The sequence below is a fragment of the Asprobacillus argus genome (genome assembly GCF_032248395.1).
Taxonomy (GTDB): domain Bacteria; phylum Bacteroidota; class Bacteroidia; order Flavobacteriales; family Flavobacteriaceae; genus Polaribacter; species Polaribacter argus.
The window spans coordinates 665150-685070 of record NZ_JAVTTO010000002.1 but is presented as its reverse complement, the minus strand read 5'-3'; the positions used below and the strand labels follow the sequence as shown (position 1 = coordinate 685070).

Sequence of the window (19921 nt, the reverse complement as noted above, 5' to 3'; positions counted from 1 at the left end):
GTAAATGGAGGGGTGATTTAATATTCTAAATATAAGATGCAATAAGGGTATTATTCTGCGGATAATCGCAAATAAAAATGCGGTATTATGTGTTAATTAGCTGATTAGCAATGTTTTCTGTAGTGTTAGGAAGTTTTGATTCTCATGACGAACATTTCATCTAATAAGGCTATAGTATTCATTGCCGCTTCCTTAGGACTAAAAGCAGTATCTGATATTCCCGAAACTACCTTTGTAATATTATGATCTATCAGACCCTTAATACCCCAAGTATCCTGAGTGGCCACCGTTAAATATGCCGAAAAATTATGATGACCAGAACCGGGTCTTTCTCCAATAATATGAACAATACCCTTGCTTTTTGTTTTTTTGTTTTTCTGACCAAATAGTAGTTCACCAGAGGCATAACCAGCACGAACCCTTCCATTGGTGATCACTATATGTCTTGGACTTAAAGCATATTCTTTTTCCAATAGTAATTTCTCAAGTTCTTGTAAATACGGGGATAAATGCCCTTTGTCCATCAACGCTCGAGCATTTAGACCATCAGAAATGACAATTTGAATATCTGGGATAGTGGTTCCCCAAGTATTCTTAAGAGAAATTAATCTTCTTTTTGCAGCATTACTTAAAAGTTCCCCAGATTCTGGATGATATACATAATCTTTTCGATCTTTTGATTTGGTGATGATCGGTAAAGCCGCAGGAATGCTCTTTACAAAACTTGTTGACATTTCTGTCCATAAACTAACCTTAGCATCTTCATACAGCGCTTGGACCTGTTTTTCCAAAGCAGGCTCTAGATCCCAAATGTTTTTACCATACCCTTGGGCAATAGGCACACCTCTTTTTTCAATTTCATCAATGAGAACCATGCCTTCAGCGTATATCTCTTCTTTACTTCTTGGATCTTTTTTTGCTTTCAGGTATTGATAATATACCCATATAGGATCGCCAAAATGGGCTGTAGGTTTATTATTTTGGCCAATGATATCAATAGATTTAAAGAAATCCCACATAGCATCATTTACCTTATAACCAAATTTTTCTCTGATCTTGATATGATTGTGAAAAGCTGTCGTTAAATAGCTTAACATCGGATCGTTCTTTGTTGGAAGTGCCATTAAATATGCAGGATTTGCAGGCATGATCTGGTCAATACACCAATCCAAATCTTCCAATGATATATCCATGTGAAGTGTTGAACAGATATCCAATCCAATGGTAAGACCGTGTAGTTTACCCATAACGGTATCTTCTAAACAACATCGTACCAGCTGGTCCTTGGTTTTAAATACCTCAGGACCTATAAACCCCGCTACATCATTTACATACACCCACGGTTCGTGATCATTGTCAGCAATCATTCTAAGCTTTAAAGCTCGTAAAAACCCATACTTCCTCGATTCATGCATCACCATGTCAAAACCTTCTCCATGACCATTCGTAAAATCTGCTCCCTGACCGGTTTCTGCATATAACCCGTATTGTCCTTTTCTTTGAGAAGCATATTTCAACATCTTTTCAATACTGACATCAAATGTTTTATTTGCATGTACGGTTCCGGCAAGACTTTGAAACCAAATTCCTGTAGTACCAGGTTGAATTTCTTCTACTTCAGATTGAACATCTATATGAGATAGCACGCAATTAGGAATTATTTTCTCGAGTTTAAAAGTAGAAACAATATCAAATAATGTTTTTTCAATAGCAGCGACAGAGCTTACCTCGCTAGAAACTGGATTGGTACCTAAAACTAAATCTCCAACACCGAAGGACCATGCGTTAAAAACCTGCCACATAATATCATCGGTATTATCCGTAGGTGAATTCGGTTGAACACGTGCGCTTAAATATCCTTTACTACCGATCTTTGAATTAGGTAAAGGGTTAAATACTTTTTGCCCTACAGTAATGAGTTCATCATTGGTCATTACCTTTACTAGACAACCAATAATATCACTTGTAAGCCCTGGCATGATCTGTTTAATGTCTGCTTCCGAAGAATTTAATACAAATTTTTTAAGGTCATTAACAGTCCAATCGAGTAAATAGGAATGCTTATCCACGGCAGAATTGGTCTGTATAAACTCTTGTAACTCATCTTTAAATGGAGTAGTGGTATATATGTCTTTTAGTTGGGTATTGCCCAATAAGATTCGTGCGTGCTTTCTAGAATCCTCATTATAAGCTGCAACACCAAGAATCTCATCTCCTTCTTTGAATTCGTTGGCTGCTCCTATGATTTGACGATATAAGGTAAGGTCCATTTTACCATGAACTCTTTTGATATAAGAGAAAATATCCTCTGCATCTAAAGGGGGTAGAATTGGACCGGCAGGTACATTAACACTATTGATATTTGATTCCCAAAGTCGACATCCGTTCAATAAGACAACAGATGAACTTAATAATCCCAGCTTCGTTAAAAACTCTTTACGATTGATTTGTTGCATGATACTAGACTATGTGGGGAGACAGTACCTTAAAGATATAAAAAAAGCGCTACATGTGTAGCGCTTTTTCTTTACAATAAAATGTATTTATTGTACGGTAATCGCAAATGTAGCTTCAATATCTGTTTCTCCACCAGCATTTGTAATATCACCAGCGCTTACACCTGTAGCCGTTTTAACTGGCTCGTGTCTTAACGTAATAGTTAAATTTCCAGTACCTGCATTGGTAGTTGTTAAGGTAAACGTAATACCAATTGGTCTCCCATTAGCATCCATATCTGTATATGCAGAGGAAACTAAATTATTATCAGAAGTAAAAAAGAACTGGTGCTCATCACCTTCTGATTCAACCTCCAGCGTTACATTTTCAGCAGGAGTTTCTGTTTCATTTAATACACGTAATATACCATTATAGGTAGTGTTAGCCGCTAAATTTCCTGAAACTGTGATTACGGGAGCATTTGGACCATCTCCATCCAAATCTTGACTTTGTAAGGTAATATCAGTCACTCCACCTTGAGGTGTCAAGGTTGCAATTAATGTGGTAATTACCTCTTCTTCATTTACTGGCACAGGATCACTGTCATTACAAGATACGAATACAGTCGTGGCAATAAATAGTAATGTTAATAATTTAAAGTTTTTCATTTTTTTGATTTTTATTAATAATTAAATTTTAATTGTAGCATAATGTTTCTTCCAAGTTCATCAGCAAAATATCTTAATCGATTTAAATATTCTCTATACGAGGTATTAAGAATATTGTTCATTGTAAAACCAACATTTACCATATGCTCTTTACTAATCTTCCAGTCAAAATTCGCACTGAAATTAAGAACGTGGTACGCTGGTGGTGGTGTACTTATATCTACCAGAACATTTGAATTCGTTCTAGGGATAAAAGCCATAAAATTATTATCTGGATAGTCATTTTGTCTGGATACCCATTGACTCTCTAATTCGACTTCAAAATCAGACCAAGCAGGATTTGAATACCGAATAACATTTATCGTTTTAAATGCAGGAATGTCTATAAGGGGCCTATTGGCTGTTATATCTGTCCCTTTAATATAGGACGACTTATTTTGGAAACTCCAGTGTTGATCAAAGCTGTGTCTAAAATCAGTATCAATTCCAAATAAGGCAGCATTGGTCTGTTTATACTCCCAGACAGGAAATGCACCTCGAACGGTTGTTTCTACACCAGTAGGTTCTAAATAAATAAAATCTTTAATATTATTGTAGAAAGCTTCTATGTGAAAAGTTGTTCTCGGTCCATTGTAAGAATATGTTGTAGAAACTCTGTTAGACGTTTCTTTATCCATTCTTAAATCACCTAATTCAATTCTAGCGGCCGAATGATGTAATCCGTCACTAAATAGTTCAGAAGGGTTAGGAGCTCTATTTGACAGACCGTAATTGAAAATAAGCTTACTATTCTCATTTAGAATGTGATACCCTCCCAAAGAAACCGATATATTGTGATAGTTGAATACTGGATTTACCAATAATTGAGTATTTAGGTCTTGAATGACCAGATCAGCAAAATCCACATTATAACCACGTTCTATCCAACGTGATGTTTGATAGAATTTCTTGGCATCAATTCGATTCCAATCATATCGCAAACCTGCTTCAAGGCTAAAAGTATCACTTATTTCAAAATTTCCAATAGAAAAAATACCTAGATCATATTTTTTATAATCAGGAATAAGGCGTCGAACTCCTGTGTCCGGATTGGCAAAGTTCTCTTGATAACTCGTAGCAATACCAAACTTATAAGAGCTATTTTCGTAAGCATCCAACTTTAGTGTAGATTTCAATGTATGTGTAGTTAACTTCAAATCTACCGCTGGCACATCTCGGTCATCCCCAACTCTAATATCGAACTCAAATCTTCTGTTCTTTTGATAATCATATTGTAGGTCAAATCTGCCTAGATCTTTAAATCTTTTGTAAAAGTTAGTCTTTAATATCTGATGCGTTACTTCTTGTCTTGGCGCACTAATATCGTAACTAAAGCCATTTATAATGTGAGGTTGTTGAGAATTGATGGCATTTACCAGATCCTCAACATTTCCAATATGAGAAGAACGCAGTATGGCGATCTTATTTTTTAAATAACTGTAGTAGATATTAAAACCATGTTCGAATTTTCTAAGACCAGTATTAATATTAAAACTGTTAGATTGATTTCCTGTATTTGTCAAAAAGTAATCAGGAGCCCTATAATCCCCAGAACGCTTGTAAGAGGCTTGTCCGTTGGTATACCATCCTTTCGAAGATGATTTAGTCAACGAAGTACTTAAACCATAACCTCTACCATTGCTATTTCCATGCACGATGGTTTTACCAAAGATAGAATCACGATTATACACTCTTTTAGGATTTAATACAATAACACCACCAATAGCGTCCCCACCATATTCTAAGGCATTGGCACCTTTGATCAAAGAAATACTACCTGCTGCATTTATATCTACATTAGGAGCATGTTCGATTCCCCATTCTTGATCCTGAAGCCGAACATTATTTACCATTACAAGAACACGACTACTGTGTAAACCATTTATTACTGGCTTTACAATAGCGTTTCCAGTATTGATAGAAGAAACCCCTGGGATTTCTTTAATCGCATCCCCTAAACTAAGTGAACTATATTTTTCCAAGACCTCTGTTTTTAACACAGACTCCTGAGCTGTCTTGGTTTTTTTAGTACTTGTCGCTTTAACAGTTACTTCATGCAACTCTTCTATATGATGCTCAAGTCGAATTTCTCTAAAAGGTTCTTTTTCTAGATCTATTGCTATCTTTTTGGTATCACAAGAAATGTGAGAAACGATAATGGTAAAAGAGGAACTGCATAGATTTTTAAACACAAAATTCCCCTCAATATCTGAAGTAGCATATTTTTTTGAGCTTTCAATCTGTAAAGCGGCTCCTATAATCGGAGTTCCATCATGGAAATCTTTAACCACCCCTTTAAAGGTGTAGTTACATTTTTGACCTATGGCCGTTGCGGATAAACCAACAAAGACGAAAATCAAATATATTTTTTTTGACATGGGTATTCGTTTTTAACTTATACAAAAGACTTGTAATTAGCTAAAAACTGGTGGACCTCTTAAAGAAAAAGATAATTGCTGATAATTTGAAAGAAAATTATATTGTATACTCGCTTGTAGTTGCTCCTGAATGTTAAAAACTAGAAAATCATTTTCGCCGATAACTGCATATGTTTCACCTTGCAAATGACATAATACACAATCCGGGTCTTTTTGATGAAAGTGCTGATCGTCTTTAGAAATACAAATACCATGCTCATGCTTTTCAAATGTATGAACAAGTTGCACAATTGCAGGTAAGAAAACCACAATAGATAAACAAATGATACTATATTTCTTCAGGGTTTTTAACAAACTATTTCTTACGTACTTTAATATTTAACATTTCTACTACTAAAGAAAATGCGATCGCAAAATACAAATATCCTTTTGGAATGGCACCTACTGTTTTGTTAAAAATTTCGGCATTTGATAGATGTGCTGCTTCTGTAATCAGCATAAATCCTATTAATATTAAGAAAGAAAGCGCTAACATTTGGATCGTTGGATTCTCACTTACAAAACGATTGACCGGGTTTGCAAAGAACATCATAATGATCATCGAAATAACCACGGCTACAATCATAATAGGTAGCGCTCCTTCAATACCATTGGTCATTCCTACCGCCGTTAAAATGGAGTCGAATGAAAAAACGATATCTATTAAGATGATCTGAACAATTACGTTTGAAAAGGAAGATGCTTTTTTGGGTTGATCTTCTTCTTCAGTAACAGCACTTTTATGCACTTTACCTCTAATCTCCTTCGTACTTTTATACAGTAAAAACAGTCCACCTAAGAGCAATATGAGACTTTGTCCAGTTACTCCAACTTTTAGCCATGAGGTATTGATAGTCCAAAAAGGTTCTTTTAACGCAATTAAATAAGAAACACTTAATAATAACAATACTCTGGTAATCATTGCAAGAGACAGTCCTAAATAAGTAGCTTTCTTACGTTGGTTTTTAGGGAGTTTATTCGCAGAAATAGAAATAAAAATAATGTTATCTATTCCTAGAATAATCTCTAAAAGTGTTAGTGTTATTAAGGCTACCCAGGCATCTGCACTCAGGAAAATCTCCATACTATTTTATTTTGTATACGGTACCGTTTTGTTTAAAATCAGAAAAACCAATTTTTGCTGAAAAGTTATACGAGCTATCTGTTACTTTCGTAATCTGAACAAAGATAGGGTCGTGATCTATTTCTTTTTTGGGAGACTTCATTCTTAATGTATAAAAGAAGTTGTTCTTCCAGGTAATATATAACGTATCTATCTTTTTAATTTCTTTTCTAGTAACGATACTATCAGTAGAAACTTCCACAAATTTTGTGTATTCTTCTATTTGCAAACTGTCTTTGCGTGTAATAATTGTTTTACTATAACTTTCTCCTGCCGGGATTTCAAAAATACCTTGTTGAAATCTGCTGGCATCTCCTTTCGGTCCTGTTTGACATGCGAAAAGGACAATTGTTACAATAAAAAATGCTAAAATTTTTCTCATTAGATTCCTGTATAATTTGACGGAGTAATCGCTTTCAACTCCTCTTTGATTATATTGGAAACATCCAAGGTGTCAATAAAGTTCGCTATTGATTGCTGATTGATTTTCTCGTTGGTTCTTGTGAGCCCTTTTAGTGCTTCATAAGGATTAGGATATCCTTCTCGTCTTAAAATGGTCTGAATTGCCTCGGCAACAACGGCCCAATTATTTTCTAGATCTTCTTTAAATTTTGTTTCATTTAAAAGTAACTTGTTTAAACCTTTTAAAGTAGAGGCAAAACCTATTAATGTATGTCCGAATGGAACGCCTACATTTCTTAACACGGTACTATCTGTTAAATCTCTTTGCAAACGAGATACTGGTAACTTTACCGCTAAATGTTCAAAAATGGCATTTGCAATTCCTAAATTCCCCTCCGAATTTTCAAAATCGATAGGGTTTACTTTATGAGGCATTGCAGAAGATCCTACTTCGCCTTTCTTTATTTTTTGTTTGAAATAATCCATAGACACATACGTCCAGATGTCTCTATCAAGATCAATGATTATGGTATTAATACGTTTCAAAGCATCAAATAGGGCAGCCATATGATCATAATGCTCTATTTGCGTTGTAGGAAATGAATGATATAGTCCTAACTGCTCATTTACAAAGCGGCTTCCAAAAGCTTTCCAATCGGTATTTGGATAGGCTACTTTGTGCGCATTGTAATTTCCTGTCGCACCTCCAAACTTTGCAGCATTGGGCACTTCTTTAAGGTACTTAATTTGCTCTTCTAATCGAACTACAAATACATCGATCTCTTTTCCTAAACGAGTAGGTGAAGCCGGTTGACCATGTGTTCTGGCTAGCATGGAAATATCAGACCACTCTGTAGCTAGAGTTTTTAGTTTACTAATAAGGCTTTCAAAACTAGGCACATATACTTCAGCAATAGCATCTTTGATAGACAATGGAATTGCCGTGTTATTAATATCTTGAGATGTTAATCCGAAATGAATAAACTCCTTATATGCCTGCAGCCCTAAAGCATCGAATTGTTCTTTAATAAAATATTCAACAGCTTTTACATCATGATTGGTTACCTTTTCAATATCCTTGATCTTCTGAGCATCTTCGCTAGAAAAATGAGTATAAATTTCTCTTAGTTTTTCAAATAAAGCAGTGTCAAATTCAGAAAATTGAGGTAATGGAATTTCGCATAATGCGATAAAATATTCTATCTCTATTAGCACTCGATATTTTATAAGAGCTTCCTCAGAAAAATAATCGGCTAATTCAGAAACTTTACCACGGTAACGACCGTCAATTGGAGAGATAGCATTAAGCTGTGAAATGTTCATTTTTTGTTGTTGTGTTGAAAAATGCAAAAATACAGAATTACAAAAGATGTTTAGGCATTAAAGGGTCTGATTTTATCTAAAAACTTTCCTTTTTATGATCTGAACTTCGTTTTTAGCCTCTAAGTTCTTAATAGCACGGATTACGGTCTCTACACGAAGGCCTAAAATATCTGCAATTTGTTGTCTTGTATAAGCTATTTCAAAATTAAATGTACCTTCAATTTTCTCAACATCATGTTTTAGATAATCCATAAAGCGTAATACTCTATGCTCGGGTTCCTGACTCGATATTTCTGATGCAATAATGGCTTTATAGTGTAATCTCTTTGCTAAATTCCTAGTAATGTCTAAATGCACTTCAGGATGTTCAAATAAAAGAGCGAGCAATTGCTTTTTGGGTAATACTAAAATGGTACACTTAGAAAGCGTCATAGCATTGGCAGGGTAGGTGATATCTACAAAAAGTGGAGGCTCACCAAAACTTTGCCCTTTGTAAAAAACGCCTTGAATAAACTCCTTCCCATCATCATTAAAATTGTTCATCTTTACCATACCTTCTACGATTTGATAATAATAACGAGCAGTATCGTTCTCCGAAAAAATAAGTTCATTCTTTTCGTACATTTTTTGATGAGCATCAAAAGCCAATAATAGTTCTGTATCGATCATTATGATTTAAGTCATAAATTGCACCTTCAACAAAGGTATATTTTTGAGATCAAATTATTTTATATGAATTCTAGAGATATTAACAATAGACAAGATATATATACATTGGTCTCCACGTTTTACGATAAGGTCAAAAAAGATGAGCTGATCGGCCCGATATTCTTAGGCACTATTCCTGATGAACAATGGGAAGGGCATCTTCAAAAACTTACAGATTTTTGGCAAACAAACTTATTTTTCATTAGAAAGTACAAAGGAAACCCAATGCGCGTTCATAAAGAAGTTGACCAGAAATTTGAGCATAGTATCTACCAAGAACATTTTGATAGATGGCTCTCTCTATGGTATACTACTGTAGACGATCTCTTTGAAGGATCTAAAGCAAATGATGCGAAAGAAAGAGCCAGGAATATTGCGAGTTTATTGTTGATAAAGATATTTCAATCAAAACCTAAGCCAATAGATCAATAATCTGATAGATTAACAACAACGAATTAACGGTTATATTTAAAATAAATGCCCAAACAATGGTTTTAAAAGGTTGCTGACTTATTGCCGTAGCATTCGCTCCCATTGCAAATAAGGTAGCTGTCATTAAAATAGGTATTGAGACCTCTCCGTTTACAGATAAAGCTGCTGTAATGGATGCTATTCCAGTACCAAGCATAATGAGCATAATAGTAATACCAATAGCATTGGTTTTTTCACGTTCAATGATTTGATGTACGTACTGTAATAAGTTAAAACTTCTTTGCTCTTTTTGCCCGATTTTGTGTGTGATTTGTACTTCCATAATTCTCTTAATTATGAAGTAAAATTACGGGCTACACTAGAGACTATTTATGACTTCAATCATAAACTAAATTTTCCTTTTTCGATGTTTTTCGATCAACGCTAAGATATGCCTTCCTCTTGCTTTACATCCTTTGCTCTCATGGATGATTTTTGTTCTGATCAAATGCTCCAACTCTGGATGAATCCACTCTTGATCTTTGCCGAACAAGTATAATGTAGTCATAGTATATGCTCTTACAGCTATTTTCTGATCGGTAATCAACCAGTCAAAACCTGCCTCAATAATCTGTTGAATATGATCTTCGTTAAGCGCCTCTCTAAAGGCAGGATCATTTTTATAATATGCAGTGGTAATGTGTTCACATATTTTTGCACAGGGCCTAATAGCACTATCAAAAGTTAGATGCTTTAGTCTTGAAGCGAATCTGTCTAAATGTGGAATAATAAGATGAAGATCGTTATGAGTACATATCCATTCTAAGATCCAGGCTGCCTTAATGGAAGTTTTATTAGTCACATCAAATGTAATTTCTACCAGAGGGCTAAATAAATCTTTCTGCTCACAAACAATATTTGCCACTCTTTGTCTGTTTTCTCTTTTAGCATTTGCGATGTTTTCGAGCTCGGATGTTAAATAATCAATGGACATATGAATAGTTCGAAATATGTATATTTACGTTAAAATGGAATCGATGTTAAAGATAAAAAGTCTTGCTTTTGTTTTGTGTTTTATGAGTTGTTTTTTTTTAAGCAATAGTATAAATGCACAAAAGATCAATCAGTTTGATAAAAATAAAAAGAGAACTGGTATTTGGAAAAAATACTATAACAATAAACGTATACGATATGTTGGTAGATTCAAGGATGGGAAGGAAATAGGGACTTTTAAGTATTATGATGTTAGAACTTCAAAGTTTCCAACAGCAGTTAAAACGTTTAAAGCTAAGACTGACTCGGCCTATGTAAAGTTCTTTACACTCAGCGGTAAATTGCAAAGTGAAGGTTGGATGCTGTTAAGAAATAGAATAGGTGAATGGACCTATTATTTTTCAAATGGTAAATTATTTTCAAAGGAGTTTTATAAAGAAGGAAAACTGGAAGGTACAGTCACAAACTATTATAAGAACGGCAAGATGTTAGAATCGACCGAATATATAAATGGCATGAAGAATGGCATTTCAAAAAAGTATTCAGATGAGGGAATTCTTATAGAGGCAGTAACTTTTAAAAATGATGTGCTTAACGGAGAAGCAAAGTATTTTGAATTAAATGGGAACTTAAGAGAGCGGGGAGTATATCAGAATGGTAAGCGTTATGGAAAATGGGAGTTTTTCTTGGATGGAGAAGTAATTGATGAGAAAAAGAAAAGAGAATTAAAGAAATTTAAACCCAAAAAAGGAGGTAACGATAAAAATTAATTATGAGAAAAGTACTTGTATTTTTTGCGTTGTTGTGTGTACCCTTGGTAAGTTATACGCAAAAAAACAAATTGCCCGATCCTGAAGCCCATTTTTCAGCATTGATCGTAGATAATATTAAAACATCTATAGATTGGTATAGTACATACCTTGGTTTTACCGTTATAAACGAACGAGCGTTGCCAGATGCAGGATTTAAACAGGCCAACCTAAAGAGAGGCACTATCTTACTTGAACTTATTGAATTAGATGCTGCCGTATCACCAAAAGAAGCTATTCCTAATTATACTGCAAAGACGCGGGTTAAAGGAATTTTTAAAATAGGCTTTCGAATTTCAGCATTTAATGAATGGATTCATCATTTAACCAAGTTAAATGTCGAGTTTCACGGTAGTGTTGTCAAAAGTAATGAATCGGGAAAAAAAATGGTCATTATTAAAGACCCAGATAGTAACAGAATTCAACTTTTCGAAAAGTGATTATTCAGATCTTAACGTTAACATTTTTAAGTAAATATGGGTTTAAGGTGTTAAAAGACACTTAAAAAAACGTTAAAGCCCTTCAATTACTGTAACATTTTTAATTTATTGGCGTAGTTGTTGATATAGAATATCAACAAGTGTTTTTTTAAGACGCAACCATTTTTGGTTCAATTCATCTTATAAATACACAATAACCAAATTTACAAAATGAAAAAAATCGCTATTATTTCCGTTCTAATTTGGGCTGCAATTTTGTTAACAGCCTGTAAATCTAAAGAAAATAACACATCTATTGAAGGTTTGTGGTTGGTAGAAAAAGTGCAAATGGGTACACAAGAAATGACCCCAATCGCCCGCTGGACCCGATTTAATGCAAACTACACCCAATCTTCTGGAAATGGCTGGTTACAGCATTCCGTTGGAAGTTGGGGCCTAGATGGAAACAAACTTAGTGTGGAAAACACTAATGGAATTTCAGATGGTTTTGAACCTTTTCAGGTTTCTCTAGAAGGTGAGAAAATGATTTGGAAAAGAAAAGAAGAAAAAGATACAGTGCATGTTTTTTTGAAAAAGATTGAAAAACTTCCCACGTCAAAAGGAAACGATTTGTTTGGTTTATGGAAACTTGTCGGTTATGCCGAAAATGGTGTAGATGCAACTTCAAAGATAAATGTACCCGAAAGAGCAATGATCCACTTTCGATGGGATAATGTATATGTGCAGCATAATATGCCTGCAGGAAAGCGTTCAGGAGTATATAAGATACATGGCCATAAACCAGAGATCCAAATGATCAATTATGGCGATGGAAATTCATTTGACTTTTGGAAATTTGAAATAGTCGATGATATGTTGATTATGACTTCCACAGACAAAACCACCGAAATAAAGTTTAAAAGAAGTCATCAATTCCCTCAATAAGCGTATCAATTCTTTAGATACAATAATCTAAATCTTATTCGTAATTTTGTACCCTATTTTAAATACAAAATGAAAAGAGTAATTGTAGGACTTTCAGGTGGAGTAGATAGTAGTGTAACGGCATACTTGCTAAAAGAGCAAGGATATGAAGTTATTGGACTTTTTATGAAGAACTGGCATGATGATTCTGTGACGATTTCCAACGAGTGTCCATGGTTGGAAGATAGTAATGATGCTATGATAGTTGCGGATAAGTTAGGAATACCCTTTCAGGTTGTGGATCTAAGTGAGCAGTACAAAGAACGCATTGTTGATTATATGTTTAGCGAATACGAAAAAGGGAGAACACCGAACCCTGATGTATTGTGTAACAGAGAGATCAAATTTGATGTTTTTATGGATATTGCTATGAACCTTGGCGCAGATTATGTAGCCACAGGTCATTACTGTCGAAAAGCAGAAGAGGAGATCAATGGGAAGAGAATCTATAAATTGCTGGCAGGAAAAGATAATAATAAGGATCAATCATATTTCTTATGTCAATTATCTCAAGAGCAATTAGGAAAAGCATTATTCCCTATCGGTGAGTTGACCAAACCTGAAGTGCGTGAAATTGCTAAAAAAGCAGATCTGATCACTGCAGAAAAGAAAGATTCTCAAGGACTTTGTTTTATTGGTAAAGTAAGACTCCCGGAGTTTTTACAACAAAAACTACAACCTAAAGAAGGCGTTATTGTAAGAGTAGATGATAATGCAAAGCCTTTTCAAAGAGTGGTGCCTAACTTTTCTGATAAATATGAAGAACTGGATTTTTTCGCAACTAAATATCAATATGACCAAGAGGATGGTAAAGTAGTTGGGAAGCATCAAGGAGCACATTATTTTACAAAAGGTCAGCGCAAAGGATTGGCTGTTGGAGGAACCAAAGAACCACTTTTTGTTATTGAAACAGATGTTAAAGAAAATGTGATCTATACAGGAGAAGGGAAGAACCATAAAGGACTATATAGGAGCGTACTGTTTGTGTCAGACAAAGAACTACACTGGATTCGAGAGGATTTAGCTTTGAAAACCGATGAAACCATGCAGGTGGAAGCGAGAATACGTTATCGCCAGGCTTTGGAAAAAGCAACCTTGTATAAGGTGGATAACGGGCTATTTGTTGAATTCGAAAATCCGCAATCTGCTATACAGGAAGGACAGTTTGTTGCATGGTACAAGGATGAAGAGTTACTAGGCTCAGGAGTTATCTCTTAATTTTTTTCAAATTGCTATAAAAAGCAGTATTTTAGACCTATGCTAAGAGTACTCCTTATGATATGTCTATTTTATTGTACCATTGCTATTGGGCAAGAAGACGCTTGGGTATATTTTACGGACAAGCCAAATGCAAGTACGTACTTGAACAATCCAGCCTCGATATTAAGTCAGAGAGCGATAGATAGAAGGCAAAAGCAAAACATTACTTTAGATACTAGAGATGCACCCATCGAACAGGCGTATTATGATGCTATTAAAAATACCAGTGGTATTAGTGTCATGGCAAAATCGAAATGGTTAAATGCAATACATGTAAGAGGTAGCGAAGCTGCTATTGGAGATTTAATGAACACATTTTCATTTGTTACTTCCATTGACTTTGCTAATAAGTTATTGAATAATAGAGCATCCAATCAACAGCAACAAGCAAACCATCTGAACAAGCTGGCCGTGCAACAAGATTTTAATTATGGTAATGCCACTAATCAGATAGAAATGTTAAAAGGTGATTATTTACATCTACAGGATTTTACCGGAGAAGGAATGATCATTGCGGTATTAGATGCGGGGTTTCCTAATGTAAATACACTGGGAGCATTTCAAAGATTACGAGACAACAACAAGATATTGGGTGGATATAATTTTGTTGAGAGAAGTACGAACTTCTATACAAGAAACTCACATGGAACACACGTGCTTTCTGATATAGGCGGATACATAGAAGGGCAGTTTGTAGGAACGGCTCCAGACGCTTCTTTCTATTTATTCATCACAGAAGATCATCAAAGAGAGAACCCATTAGAAGAAAGTTTATGGGTAGAAGCAGCGGAAAGGGCCGATAGCTTAGGCGTAGATGTTATGAATACCTCTTTAGGATATTCTACTTTCGATGACAGTAGTTATAATTATAGCTATGCCGATATGAATGGTCAAACAACGTTTATTACCAGAGGAGCAGAAGCAGCGGCTTCCAAAGGAATGCTGCTCGTAAATTCGGCTGGAAATTCAGGCAATAGCGCATGGTTCTATATTACGGCACCTGCAGATGCTGCATCCATATTAACGGTAGGAGCCGTAAATGCTTCCCGTAACCTGGCGTCCTTTAGTTCTAGAGGACCTACCTCAGACAATAGGATAAAACCTGATGTGATGGCTCAAGGGAGTTCATCCGCAATTGTTAATTATATTTCCGGAGTACCTGTGGGAGCAAGTGGAACATCGTTTTCTTCACCTATAATGGCAGGCGCCGTAGCCTGTTTATGGCAAGCATTTCCTAATAAAACAGCATCAGAAATTATTGAAGCTGTAAAGATGAGCGGAGACAGAGCCGAAACTCCCGATAATAATTATGGCTATGGCATTCCAGACCTTGAAGTGGCATTTACGAGGTTGACAGAGGAAAATGATATCGCACTATCCGATGTTAAGATATATCCTAACCCTGTTGGCAGCCAACTTACGTTTACATTTACAAATAGTTTGGCGGAATATTATATAGAACTCTATAATGTATTAGGAAAGAAGGTAAGAACATATGCAAATTTAACTACAAATACGGTTGATGTATCTGGGTTTTCTAAGGGAATCTATATATTAAAAATGATGTATCAAGATGAGTACAAAACTTTTAAGTTGATTAAAAGATAAATGACAAACAAAATAACAAACCTATTCGGTATCGAATACCCAGTTGTTCAAGGAGGAATGATATGGGTAAGTGGATGGAAACTAGCCTCAGCAGTCAGTAATGCTGGAGGGCTGGGTTTAATTGGATCTGGATCTATGTATCCAGAGGTATTAAGAGAACACATTCAAAAATGTAAAAAAGCAACAGACAAACCTTTTGGCGTTAATGTGCCCATGTTGTACCCTCAAATAGAGGAAATCATGGATATTATTGTAGAAGAGGGGGTAAAAATTGTTTTTACGTCTGCTGGTAATCCCAAAACCTGGACGTCTTTTCTAAAAGAGAAGGGAATTACAGTAGTTCATGTAGTAAGTTCTGTAAAATTTGCATTAAAGGCACAAAATGCTGGTGTCGATGCAGTAGTCTGTGAAGGATTTGAAGCTGGCGGACACAATGGACGCGAAGAAACTACAACATTTACACTAATTCCTATGGTAAAAGAGCGGGTGGCTATTCCGGTCATTGCAGCTGGAGGAATTGGATCGGGTAGAGGAATGTTGGCAGCGATGGTACTTGGAGCAGATGGAGTTCAAATAGGAAGTCGATTTGCTGCAACTATTGAGTCTTCTGCACATGATAATTTCAAACAAACTATTGTCAATGTCCAAGATGGTGATACCCATTTAACGTTAAAGGAATTGGCCCCTGTACGATTGATAAAGAACCATTTTTATCATCAGGTACAAGAATTATATCAAGAAAATCCAACGATAGATCAGATTAAAGAACTGTTAGGAAGGGCCAGAGCTAAGAAGGGAATGTTTGAAGGGGATCTCGAGAATGGAGAGCTCGAAATTGGTCAGATAGCGGGGATTATTCATGAAATTAAATCGGCTAAAGAAGTACTCGAAGAAATTATTTCAGAGTATAAACATATCAAAATGACCATATAATACTATTTAAATGCAACTTAAAAGTTGCACAATTTAAAAATAGGATATATATTAGCAACCGTAAAGTTGCATATTAATATTAAAATCAAATAGGATGAAAGACGTAATTACCAAAGAACGAGTATTTAAACAGCCCATAGACAAAGTGTGGAATGCCATCTCAGTAGGAGAGGAGATCTCAGCATGGTTTATTAAGGCCGATTTTAAGGCGAAAAAAGGATATGGATATACATTTACCGCCAGTGAAGAAAAAGGATGTGTAAACATTACGGGAGAGGTTAAACAATCAGATCCTTATACCTTGTCTTATACTTGGATTGTAGATGGTACAACAGCCGTAACCACGGTAACCTGGAAATTAGAATCTGTAGATGACGGAACAAAACTATTTCTAGAGCATTCAGGAATATCTAACTATGAAGGCGAAACTGCAGTAAAAATGTTTGAAAACTTTAGTGGAGGTTGGATGAATTGCATGGATCAATTAGACAATTATGTAAACACTACCGTGCATGCAGGATAAAGTAACAAAGCTTTTTAAGGCTATTGCCGACCCTACAAGGCGTGAAATATTTCACGCCTTGGTTATCGCCACATCAGCATTATCAATTACGCAAATATCTGGGCAGTTTTCTATGACGCGTCAAGGAGTTACCAAACATATTAAAACATTGGAAGACGCTGGGTTGGTTCATATTAATAACCAAGGTAGAGAACGATTTTGCATGGCAAATCCAAAAGAGCTCAAAACACTCAATAAGTGGCTGTCGTTCTATGCGAAATTCTGGGGTGATTCTTTAGATAACTTAGAAGATTATTTAGATAGTTAATTTCGGGAGCAAAACTTCGAAAATTGCTGATCCATATCAATATGTACCACGCAACTAGTGACTATATGGTTAGGTTGTCTCGGTCAACAGCTATTGGATTTTTTAGGGTAATTTTTAGCTTATTGAAAAAACTTACATAAACGGATTTACAGTCATAACATTTATACAGTTTATTGCTAGGAAGTAACTTCAGAAAAAATTTTCTCTTTTTTCTTTTTTGATGGATTGAACCACAATGAGGGCAGCTCGACATGATATAACTATTTTAAAATGAGTACTCTGCAGCAGACATTATTTGCGTATGAGTTTACTATAAAATTAAATAGTGTCATAGAAACCTTTAAAGGAAATCTGTTTCATGTAATATACAGCACACTTTATGTATTAAGTATGCTCCTTATAAAAACAATTTGACTTACGATTTATTGAAGATCAATACGTAACGGGGATTTTAATTTCGTACAACCTTCGAGATTTATTATTCAATCTGTTTTGGCGTAACCAGGGATTGTGTAATTTCAATTCTTTATAGTTGGTGCCAAATTTCTTAGCGAAGGATGCAATATTGTGAATCACAGTATCTACTTTAACAATACGTGTTTTTGGCAAGGTATAAAGATCTTCTTGCTCAAATTCAAACCCATAATGCTTAGGATTAGACATGATCTCTTTTAAAGCCACAATTCTAAAAACATATCTTGACGTTTCTGAGTTTAATAAAAGATCATAATAATCCGTTACTTGTTGGACTTCCAAACGTTTGGCTATTCTAGCGTTTCCAGCATTATATGCAGCTGCAGCTAACGTCCAATTACCAAAACGTTTTTTAGATTTTTTTAAATAATCTGCCGCTATTTTAGTAGCCTTTTCTAGATGATAACGCTCATCCACGTTTCTATTTACCTCCAATCCATATTCTCTCGCAGAATGCTTTAGAAAATGCCAAAAACCTGATGCACCTGCAGGCGAAGAGTTGTTTTGTAAACCACTTTCCGCTACAGCTAAATATTTGAAATCATCAGGAACACCATACTTTTTTAACAACGGTTCAATAATCGGGAAGTACTTGTGTGCTCTTTTTAGTAATAGCAAACCATTGGATTGCCAATAGGTATTTACCAAAAGCTCTCTATCCATTCGCTCTCTGATATCAAATCGCTCAACAGGAATTTTTTCTCCTGCAAAAGAAATTCCATCTGGAATCTTTAGCGCCTTTATTTTATAGGATTCAGCCGTATTTCTCTGAGGCCCAACGTCCGATTTATAAACTGCATTGATAAAAAATAATGCGATGATAGCTGTTACCGAAAATGATAAAAAGCGTAATGATCCTGTCATAAGAGTTCCCTGTTTTAGTAGATCTTAAAATTAAGGAATTGTTACCTAGATGTCAAGTTAAAGTATTGCAAATTATTTGTGAAATGGTCTTTGCTTTCATCAAGATCATCACATGGGTTCCTTTTTCCACTAAAACGAAATTTTCAATGTGTTTTACTGGAAAAACATGGTCTTCATTCCCATGAATGTGCGTCAAATTCGGAATCGGTTCTTCTTGTTTCCAATGCAGTACATTATAAATAGCCCATTCCATGTAACGTCTGTTGCGAACAGATAAGTACATTTTATACAGTTCTCTACGTTTCTTTAAATAATCACCTAAAAAGTATTTGCTATATTCTTCAAAGTTTTCAACAAGCCACGTCGGAAATAATTTATAAGCTTTGGTAACCTTTGCAAGTTTCAGACGATTTGGAAGCTCATCATGTGTTTTTACACTAGATATAATTATAACACGCGATACTTTGATCTTCTTACTCATTTCTTGCACGATCATTCCTCCAAAAGAAACGCCTACAAGTACAGGATTTTCATGAGTTATATCTAGGCACATTCTATTCGCATAATCTTGAATGGATTCTTCTAATGAGATTGGAATCTTCCATTCGAGTAAGTGAATCTCGAATTGATCTTCAGGTAAATAGATATGCTCAAATATTTTTGGGCTGGCACCCAAACCTGGCATACAATAAACATGAATTTTTGACATTATTTTAGATACTTATTATCGTATAAAATATCTTCTATAAACACATAAATATCTGTGAGTCTATCAGGAGCATCCTTCCAAAGACGCACAGTTACTTTTTTACCGTTATACCTAAGAATTGTTTCTGGGAAGTCTTTTGTACCGCTAGCTGTGTACCTACTTTTTAGTTTAGAAAACTTGGACCGCTCTAAGATTTCAGAAAGCTTCATGTATTGTTTTGTAGACAATTTAAATGTCTTAATACCTTTCTCGTTTGTATATCGAATACCTTTATATGTAAAGGTACTATCTCTTGAGATGGTTACGTCAAAAACGGGACAATCTCCAGAGCAAGCTTTTCTTTGCAAACGAACAAGTGTATTATCCACTTTTTTTACTTCTTTTTCTACAACTATCTCTTTTGGAACTTCCTTGACAACTGGTTTTTTCTTTTCTTCTTTTTTGATAGGCGTTTCACAGCTTAAAATCAAAAGAGAAAGAAAAATAAACAGTAATTTTTTCATAGTATTTG

At 35.1% G+C, this 19921-nt stretch carries 22 protein-coding genes; 9 read left to right on the top strand and 13 right to left on the bottom strand.

The window, feature by feature from the left end; genetic code table 11:
* Nucleotides 1–125 precede the first annotated feature (125 nt).
* The 8 genes from eutB to RQM59_RS06880 form a co-directional block, all read right to left on the bottom strand.
* Nucleotides 126–2456, bottom strand: coding sequence for an ethanolamine ammonia-lyase subunit EutB (eutB, locus tag RQM59_RS06915; protein WP_349241356.1), 2331 nt, complete (start codon nucleotides 2454–2456; stop codon nucleotides 126–128).
* A gap of 87 nt (nucleotides 2457–2543) precedes the next feature.
* Nucleotides 2544–3104, bottom strand: coding sequence for a type 1 periplasmic binding fold superfamily protein (locus RQM59_RS06910; protein WP_349241355.1), 561 nt, complete (start codon nucleotides 3102–3104; stop codon nucleotides 2544–2546).
* A 14-nt stretch (nucleotides 3105–3118) separates the two neighbouring features.
* Entirely contained in the window at nucleotides 3119–5521 is a 2403-nt protein-coding gene (locus RQM59_RS06905) for a TonB-dependent receptor (RefSeq protein ID WP_349241354.1), read from the bottom strand.
* Between the two features lie 36 nt (nucleotides 5522–5557).
* The gene (locus RQM59_RS06900) at nucleotides 5558–5875 is read right to left on the bottom strand and encodes a hypothetical protein (RefSeq protein ID WP_349241353.1); all 318 of its coding nucleotides are present in this window, start codon (nucleotides 5873–5875) and stop codon (nucleotides 5558–5560) included.
* A gap of 1 nt (nucleotide 5876) precedes the next feature.
* Complete coding sequence (locus tag RQM59_RS06895; protein ID WP_349241352.1) at nucleotides 5877–6644, bottom strand: TerC family protein; 768 nt, start codon at nucleotides 6642–6644, stop codon at nucleotides 5877–5879.
* 1 nt (nucleotide 6645) lies between these two features.
* Complete coding sequence (locus tag RQM59_RS06890) at nucleotides 6646–7065, bottom strand: hypothetical protein (protein WP_349241351.1); 420 nt, start codon at nucleotides 7063–7065, stop codon at nucleotides 6646–6648.
* Entirely contained in the window at nucleotides 7065–8408 is a 1344-nt protein-coding gene (gene purB / locus RQM59_RS06885) for an adenylosuccinate lyase (RefSeq protein WP_349241350.1), read from the bottom strand. Before purB ends, RQM59_RS06890 begins: the two co-directional genes overlap by 1 nt.
* Nucleotides 8409–8480: 72 nt before the next feature.
* Complete coding sequence (locus RQM59_RS06880; RefSeq protein ID WP_349241349.1) at nucleotides 8481–9077, bottom strand: Crp/Fnr family transcriptional regulator; 597 nt, start codon at nucleotides 9075–9077, stop codon at nucleotides 8481–8483.
* A gap of 63 nt (nucleotides 9078–9140) precedes the next feature.
* Between RQM59_RS06880 and RQM59_RS06875 the strand changes: the two genes are divergently transcribed.
* Complete coding sequence (locus RQM59_RS06875) at nucleotides 9141–9548, top strand: group III truncated hemoglobin (RefSeq protein WP_349241348.1); 408 nt, start codon at nucleotides 9141–9143, stop codon at nucleotides 9546–9548.
* Here RQM59_RS06875 and RQM59_RS06870 read toward each other — a convergent pair.
* On the bottom strand, nucleotides 9529–9870 hold the full coding sequence (locus RQM59_RS06870) for a hypothetical protein (RefSeq protein ID WP_349241347.1): 342 nt from the start codon (nucleotides 9868–9870) through the stop codon (nucleotides 9529–9531). The genes RQM59_RS06875 and RQM59_RS06870 overlap by 20 nt on opposite strands.
* 66 nt (nucleotides 9871–9936) lie before the next feature.
* Entirely contained in the window at nucleotides 9937–10521 is a 585-nt protein-coding gene (locus RQM59_RS06865; protein ID WP_349241346.1) for an adenylosuccinate lyase, read from the bottom strand.
* Between the two features lie 43 nt (nucleotides 10522–10564).
* Between RQM59_RS06865 and RQM59_RS06860 the strand changes: the two genes are divergently transcribed.
* The 8 genes from RQM59_RS06860 to RQM59_RS06825 all read left to right on the top strand — a co-directional run bounded on the left by RQM59_RS06860 (nucleotide 10565) and on the right by RQM59_RS06825 (nucleotide 17363).
* A complete protein-coding gene (locus RQM59_RS06860) occupies nucleotides 10565–11290 on the top strand; it encodes a toxin-antitoxin system YwqK family antitoxin (RefSeq protein WP_349241345.1) in 726 nt (241 codons plus the stop codon).
* A gap of 2 nt (nucleotides 11291–11292) precedes the next feature.
* On the top strand, nucleotides 11293–11769 hold the full coding sequence (locus tag RQM59_RS06855) for a VOC family protein (protein ID WP_349241344.1): 477 nt from the start codon (nucleotides 11293–11295) through the stop codon (nucleotides 11767–11769).
* Nucleotides 11770–11979: 210 nt separating this feature from the next.
* Complete coding sequence (locus RQM59_RS06850; RefSeq protein ID WP_349241343.1) at nucleotides 11980–12693, top strand: hypothetical protein; 714 nt, start codon at nucleotides 11980–11982, stop codon at nucleotides 12691–12693.
* A gap of 69 nt (nucleotides 12694–12762) precedes the next feature.
* Complete coding sequence (gene mnmA, locus RQM59_RS06845; RefSeq protein ID WP_349241342.1) at nucleotides 12763–13950, top strand: tRNA 2-thiouridine(34) synthase MnmA; 1188 nt, start codon at nucleotides 12763–12765, stop codon at nucleotides 13948–13950.
* 57 nt (nucleotides 13951–14007) lie between these two features.
* The gene (locus RQM59_RS06840) at nucleotides 14008–15600 is read left to right on the top strand and encodes a S8 family serine peptidase (RefSeq protein ID WP_349241341.1); all 1593 of its coding nucleotides are present in this window, start codon (nucleotides 14008–14010) and stop codon (nucleotides 15598–15600) included.
* Nucleotides 15601–16533, top strand: a complete 933-nt coding sequence (locus tag RQM59_RS06835; RefSeq protein WP_349241340.1) for an NAD(P)H-dependent flavin oxidoreductase — start codon at nucleotides 15601–15603, stop codon at nucleotides 16531–16533. It begins immediately after the preceding gene.
* A gap of 94 nt (nucleotides 16534–16627) precedes the next feature.
* The gene (locus RQM59_RS06830; protein ID WP_349241339.1) at nucleotides 16628–17056 is read left to right on the top strand and encodes an SRPBCC family protein; all 429 of its coding nucleotides are present in this window, start codon (nucleotides 16628–16630) and stop codon (nucleotides 17054–17056) included.
* Nucleotides 17046–17363, top strand: a complete 318-nt coding sequence (locus RQM59_RS06825; RefSeq protein WP_349241338.1) for an ArsR/SmtB family transcription factor — start codon at nucleotides 17046–17048, stop codon at nucleotides 17361–17363. The genes RQM59_RS06830 and RQM59_RS06825 overlap by 11 nt, the downstream gene beginning before the upstream one ends.
* A 432-nt stretch (nucleotides 17364–17795) precedes the next feature.
* Here RQM59_RS06825 and RQM59_RS06820 read toward each other — a convergent pair whose 3' ends face one another.
* Genes RQM59_RS06820 through RQM59_RS06810 form a run of 3 tightly spaced genes read right to left on the bottom strand, consistent with a single transcriptional unit; the run spans nucleotide 17796 to nucleotide 19913 of the window.
* Complete coding sequence (locus RQM59_RS06820; protein ID WP_349241337.1) at nucleotides 17796–18701, bottom strand: lytic transglycosylase domain-containing protein; 906 nt, start codon at nucleotides 18699–18701, stop codon at nucleotides 17796–17798.
* A 52-nt stretch (nucleotides 18702–18753) separates the two neighbouring features.
* Nucleotides 18754–19410: an alpha/beta fold hydrolase gene (locus RQM59_RS06815; protein WP_349241336.1), complete on the bottom strand. Its 657-nt coding sequence runs from the start codon at nucleotides 19408–19410 to the stop codon at nucleotides 18754–18756.
* Nucleotides 19410–19913 carry a DUF6438 domain-containing protein gene (locus RQM59_RS06810; protein WP_349241335.1) on the bottom strand — a complete coding sequence of 168 codons (504 nt, stop codon included), beginning with the start codon at nucleotides 19911–19913 and terminating at the stop codon, nucleotides 19410–19412. The genes RQM59_RS06815 and RQM59_RS06810 overlap by 1 nt, the downstream gene beginning before the upstream one ends.
* Nucleotides 19914–19921 lie beyond the last annotated feature (8 nt).

Bases quoted from the DNA above. Each gene is read 5' to 3' on its own strand.
- RQM59_RS06820 (WP_349241337.1), bottom strand. From the start codon at position 18,701: ATGACAGGATCATTACGCTTTTTATCATTTTCGGTAACAGCTATCATC.
- RQM59_RS06860 (WP_349241345.1), top strand. From the start codon at position 10,565: ATGTTAAAGATAAAAAGTCTTGCTTTTGTTTTGTGTTTTATGAGTTGT.
- RQM59_RS06895 (WP_349241352.1), bottom strand. From the start codon at position 6,644: ATGGAGATTTTCCTGAGTGCAGATGCCTGGGTAGCCTTAATAACACTA.
- RQM59_RS06830 (WP_349241339.1), top strand. From the start codon at position 16,628: ATGAAAGACGTAATTACCAAAGAACGAGTATTTAAACAGCCCATAGAC.
- RQM59_RS06875 (WP_349241348.1), top strand. From the start codon at position 9,141: ATGAATTCTAGAGATATTAACAATAGACAAGATATATATACATTGGTC.
- RQM59_RS06880 (WP_349241349.1), bottom strand. From the start codon at position 9,077: ATGATCGATACAGAACTATTATTGGCTTTTGATGCTCATCAAAAAATG.
- RQM59_RS06840 (WP_349241341.1), top strand. From the start codon at position 14,008: ATGATATGTCTATTTTATTGTACCATTGCTATTGGGCAAGAAGACGCT.
- RQM59_RS06890 (WP_349241351.1), bottom strand. From the start codon at position 7,065: ATGAGAAAAATTTTAGCATTTTTTATTGTAACAATTGTCCTTTTCGCA.
- RQM59_RS06865 (WP_349241346.1), bottom strand. From the start codon at position 10,521: ATGTCCATTGATTATTTAACATCCGAGCTCGAAAACATCGCAAATGCT.
- purB (WP_349241350.1), bottom strand. From the start codon at position 8,408: ATGAACATTTCACAGCTTAATGCTATCTCTCCAATTGACGGTCGTTAC.
- RQM59_RS06810 (WP_349241335.1), bottom strand. From the start codon at position 19,913: ATGAAAAAATTACTGTTTATTTTTCTTTCTCTTTTGATTTTAAGCTGT.
- RQM59_RS06855 (WP_349241344.1), top strand. From the start codon at position 11,293: ATGAGAAAAGTACTTGTATTTTTTGCGTTGTTGTGTGTACCCTTGGTA.
- RQM59_RS06825 (WP_349241338.1), top strand. From the start codon at position 17,046: ATGCAGGATAAAGTAACAAAGCTTTTTAAGGCTATTGCCGACCCTACA.
- RQM59_RS06870 (WP_349241347.1), bottom strand. From the start codon at position 9,870: ATGGAAGTACAAATCACACACAAAATCGGGCAAAAAGAGCAAAGAAGT.
- mnmA (WP_349241342.1), top strand. From the start codon at position 12,763: ATGAAAAGAGTAATTGTAGGACTTTCAGGTGGAGTAGATAGTAGTGTA.
- RQM59_RS06905 (WP_349241354.1), bottom strand. From the start codon at position 5,521: ATGTCAAAAAAAATATATTTGATTTTCGTCTTTGTTGGTTTATCCGCA.
- eutB (WP_349241356.1), bottom strand. From the start codon at position 2,456: ATGCAACAAATCAATCGTAAAGAGTTTTTAACGAAGCTGGGATTATTA.
- RQM59_RS06850 (WP_349241343.1), top strand. From the start codon at position 11,980: ATGAAAAAAATCGCTATTATTTCCGTTCTAATTTGGGCTGCAATTTTG.
- RQM59_RS06835 (WP_349241340.1), top strand. From the start codon at position 15,601: ATGACAAACAAAATAACAAACCTATTCGGTATCGAATACCCAGTTGTT.
- RQM59_RS06910 (WP_349241355.1), bottom strand. From the start codon at position 3,104: ATGAAAAACTTTAAATTATTAACATTACTATTTATTGCCACGACTGTA.
- RQM59_RS06815 (WP_349241336.1), bottom strand. From the start codon at position 19,410: ATGTCAAAAATTCATGTTTATTGTATGCCAGGTTTGGGTGCCAGCCCA.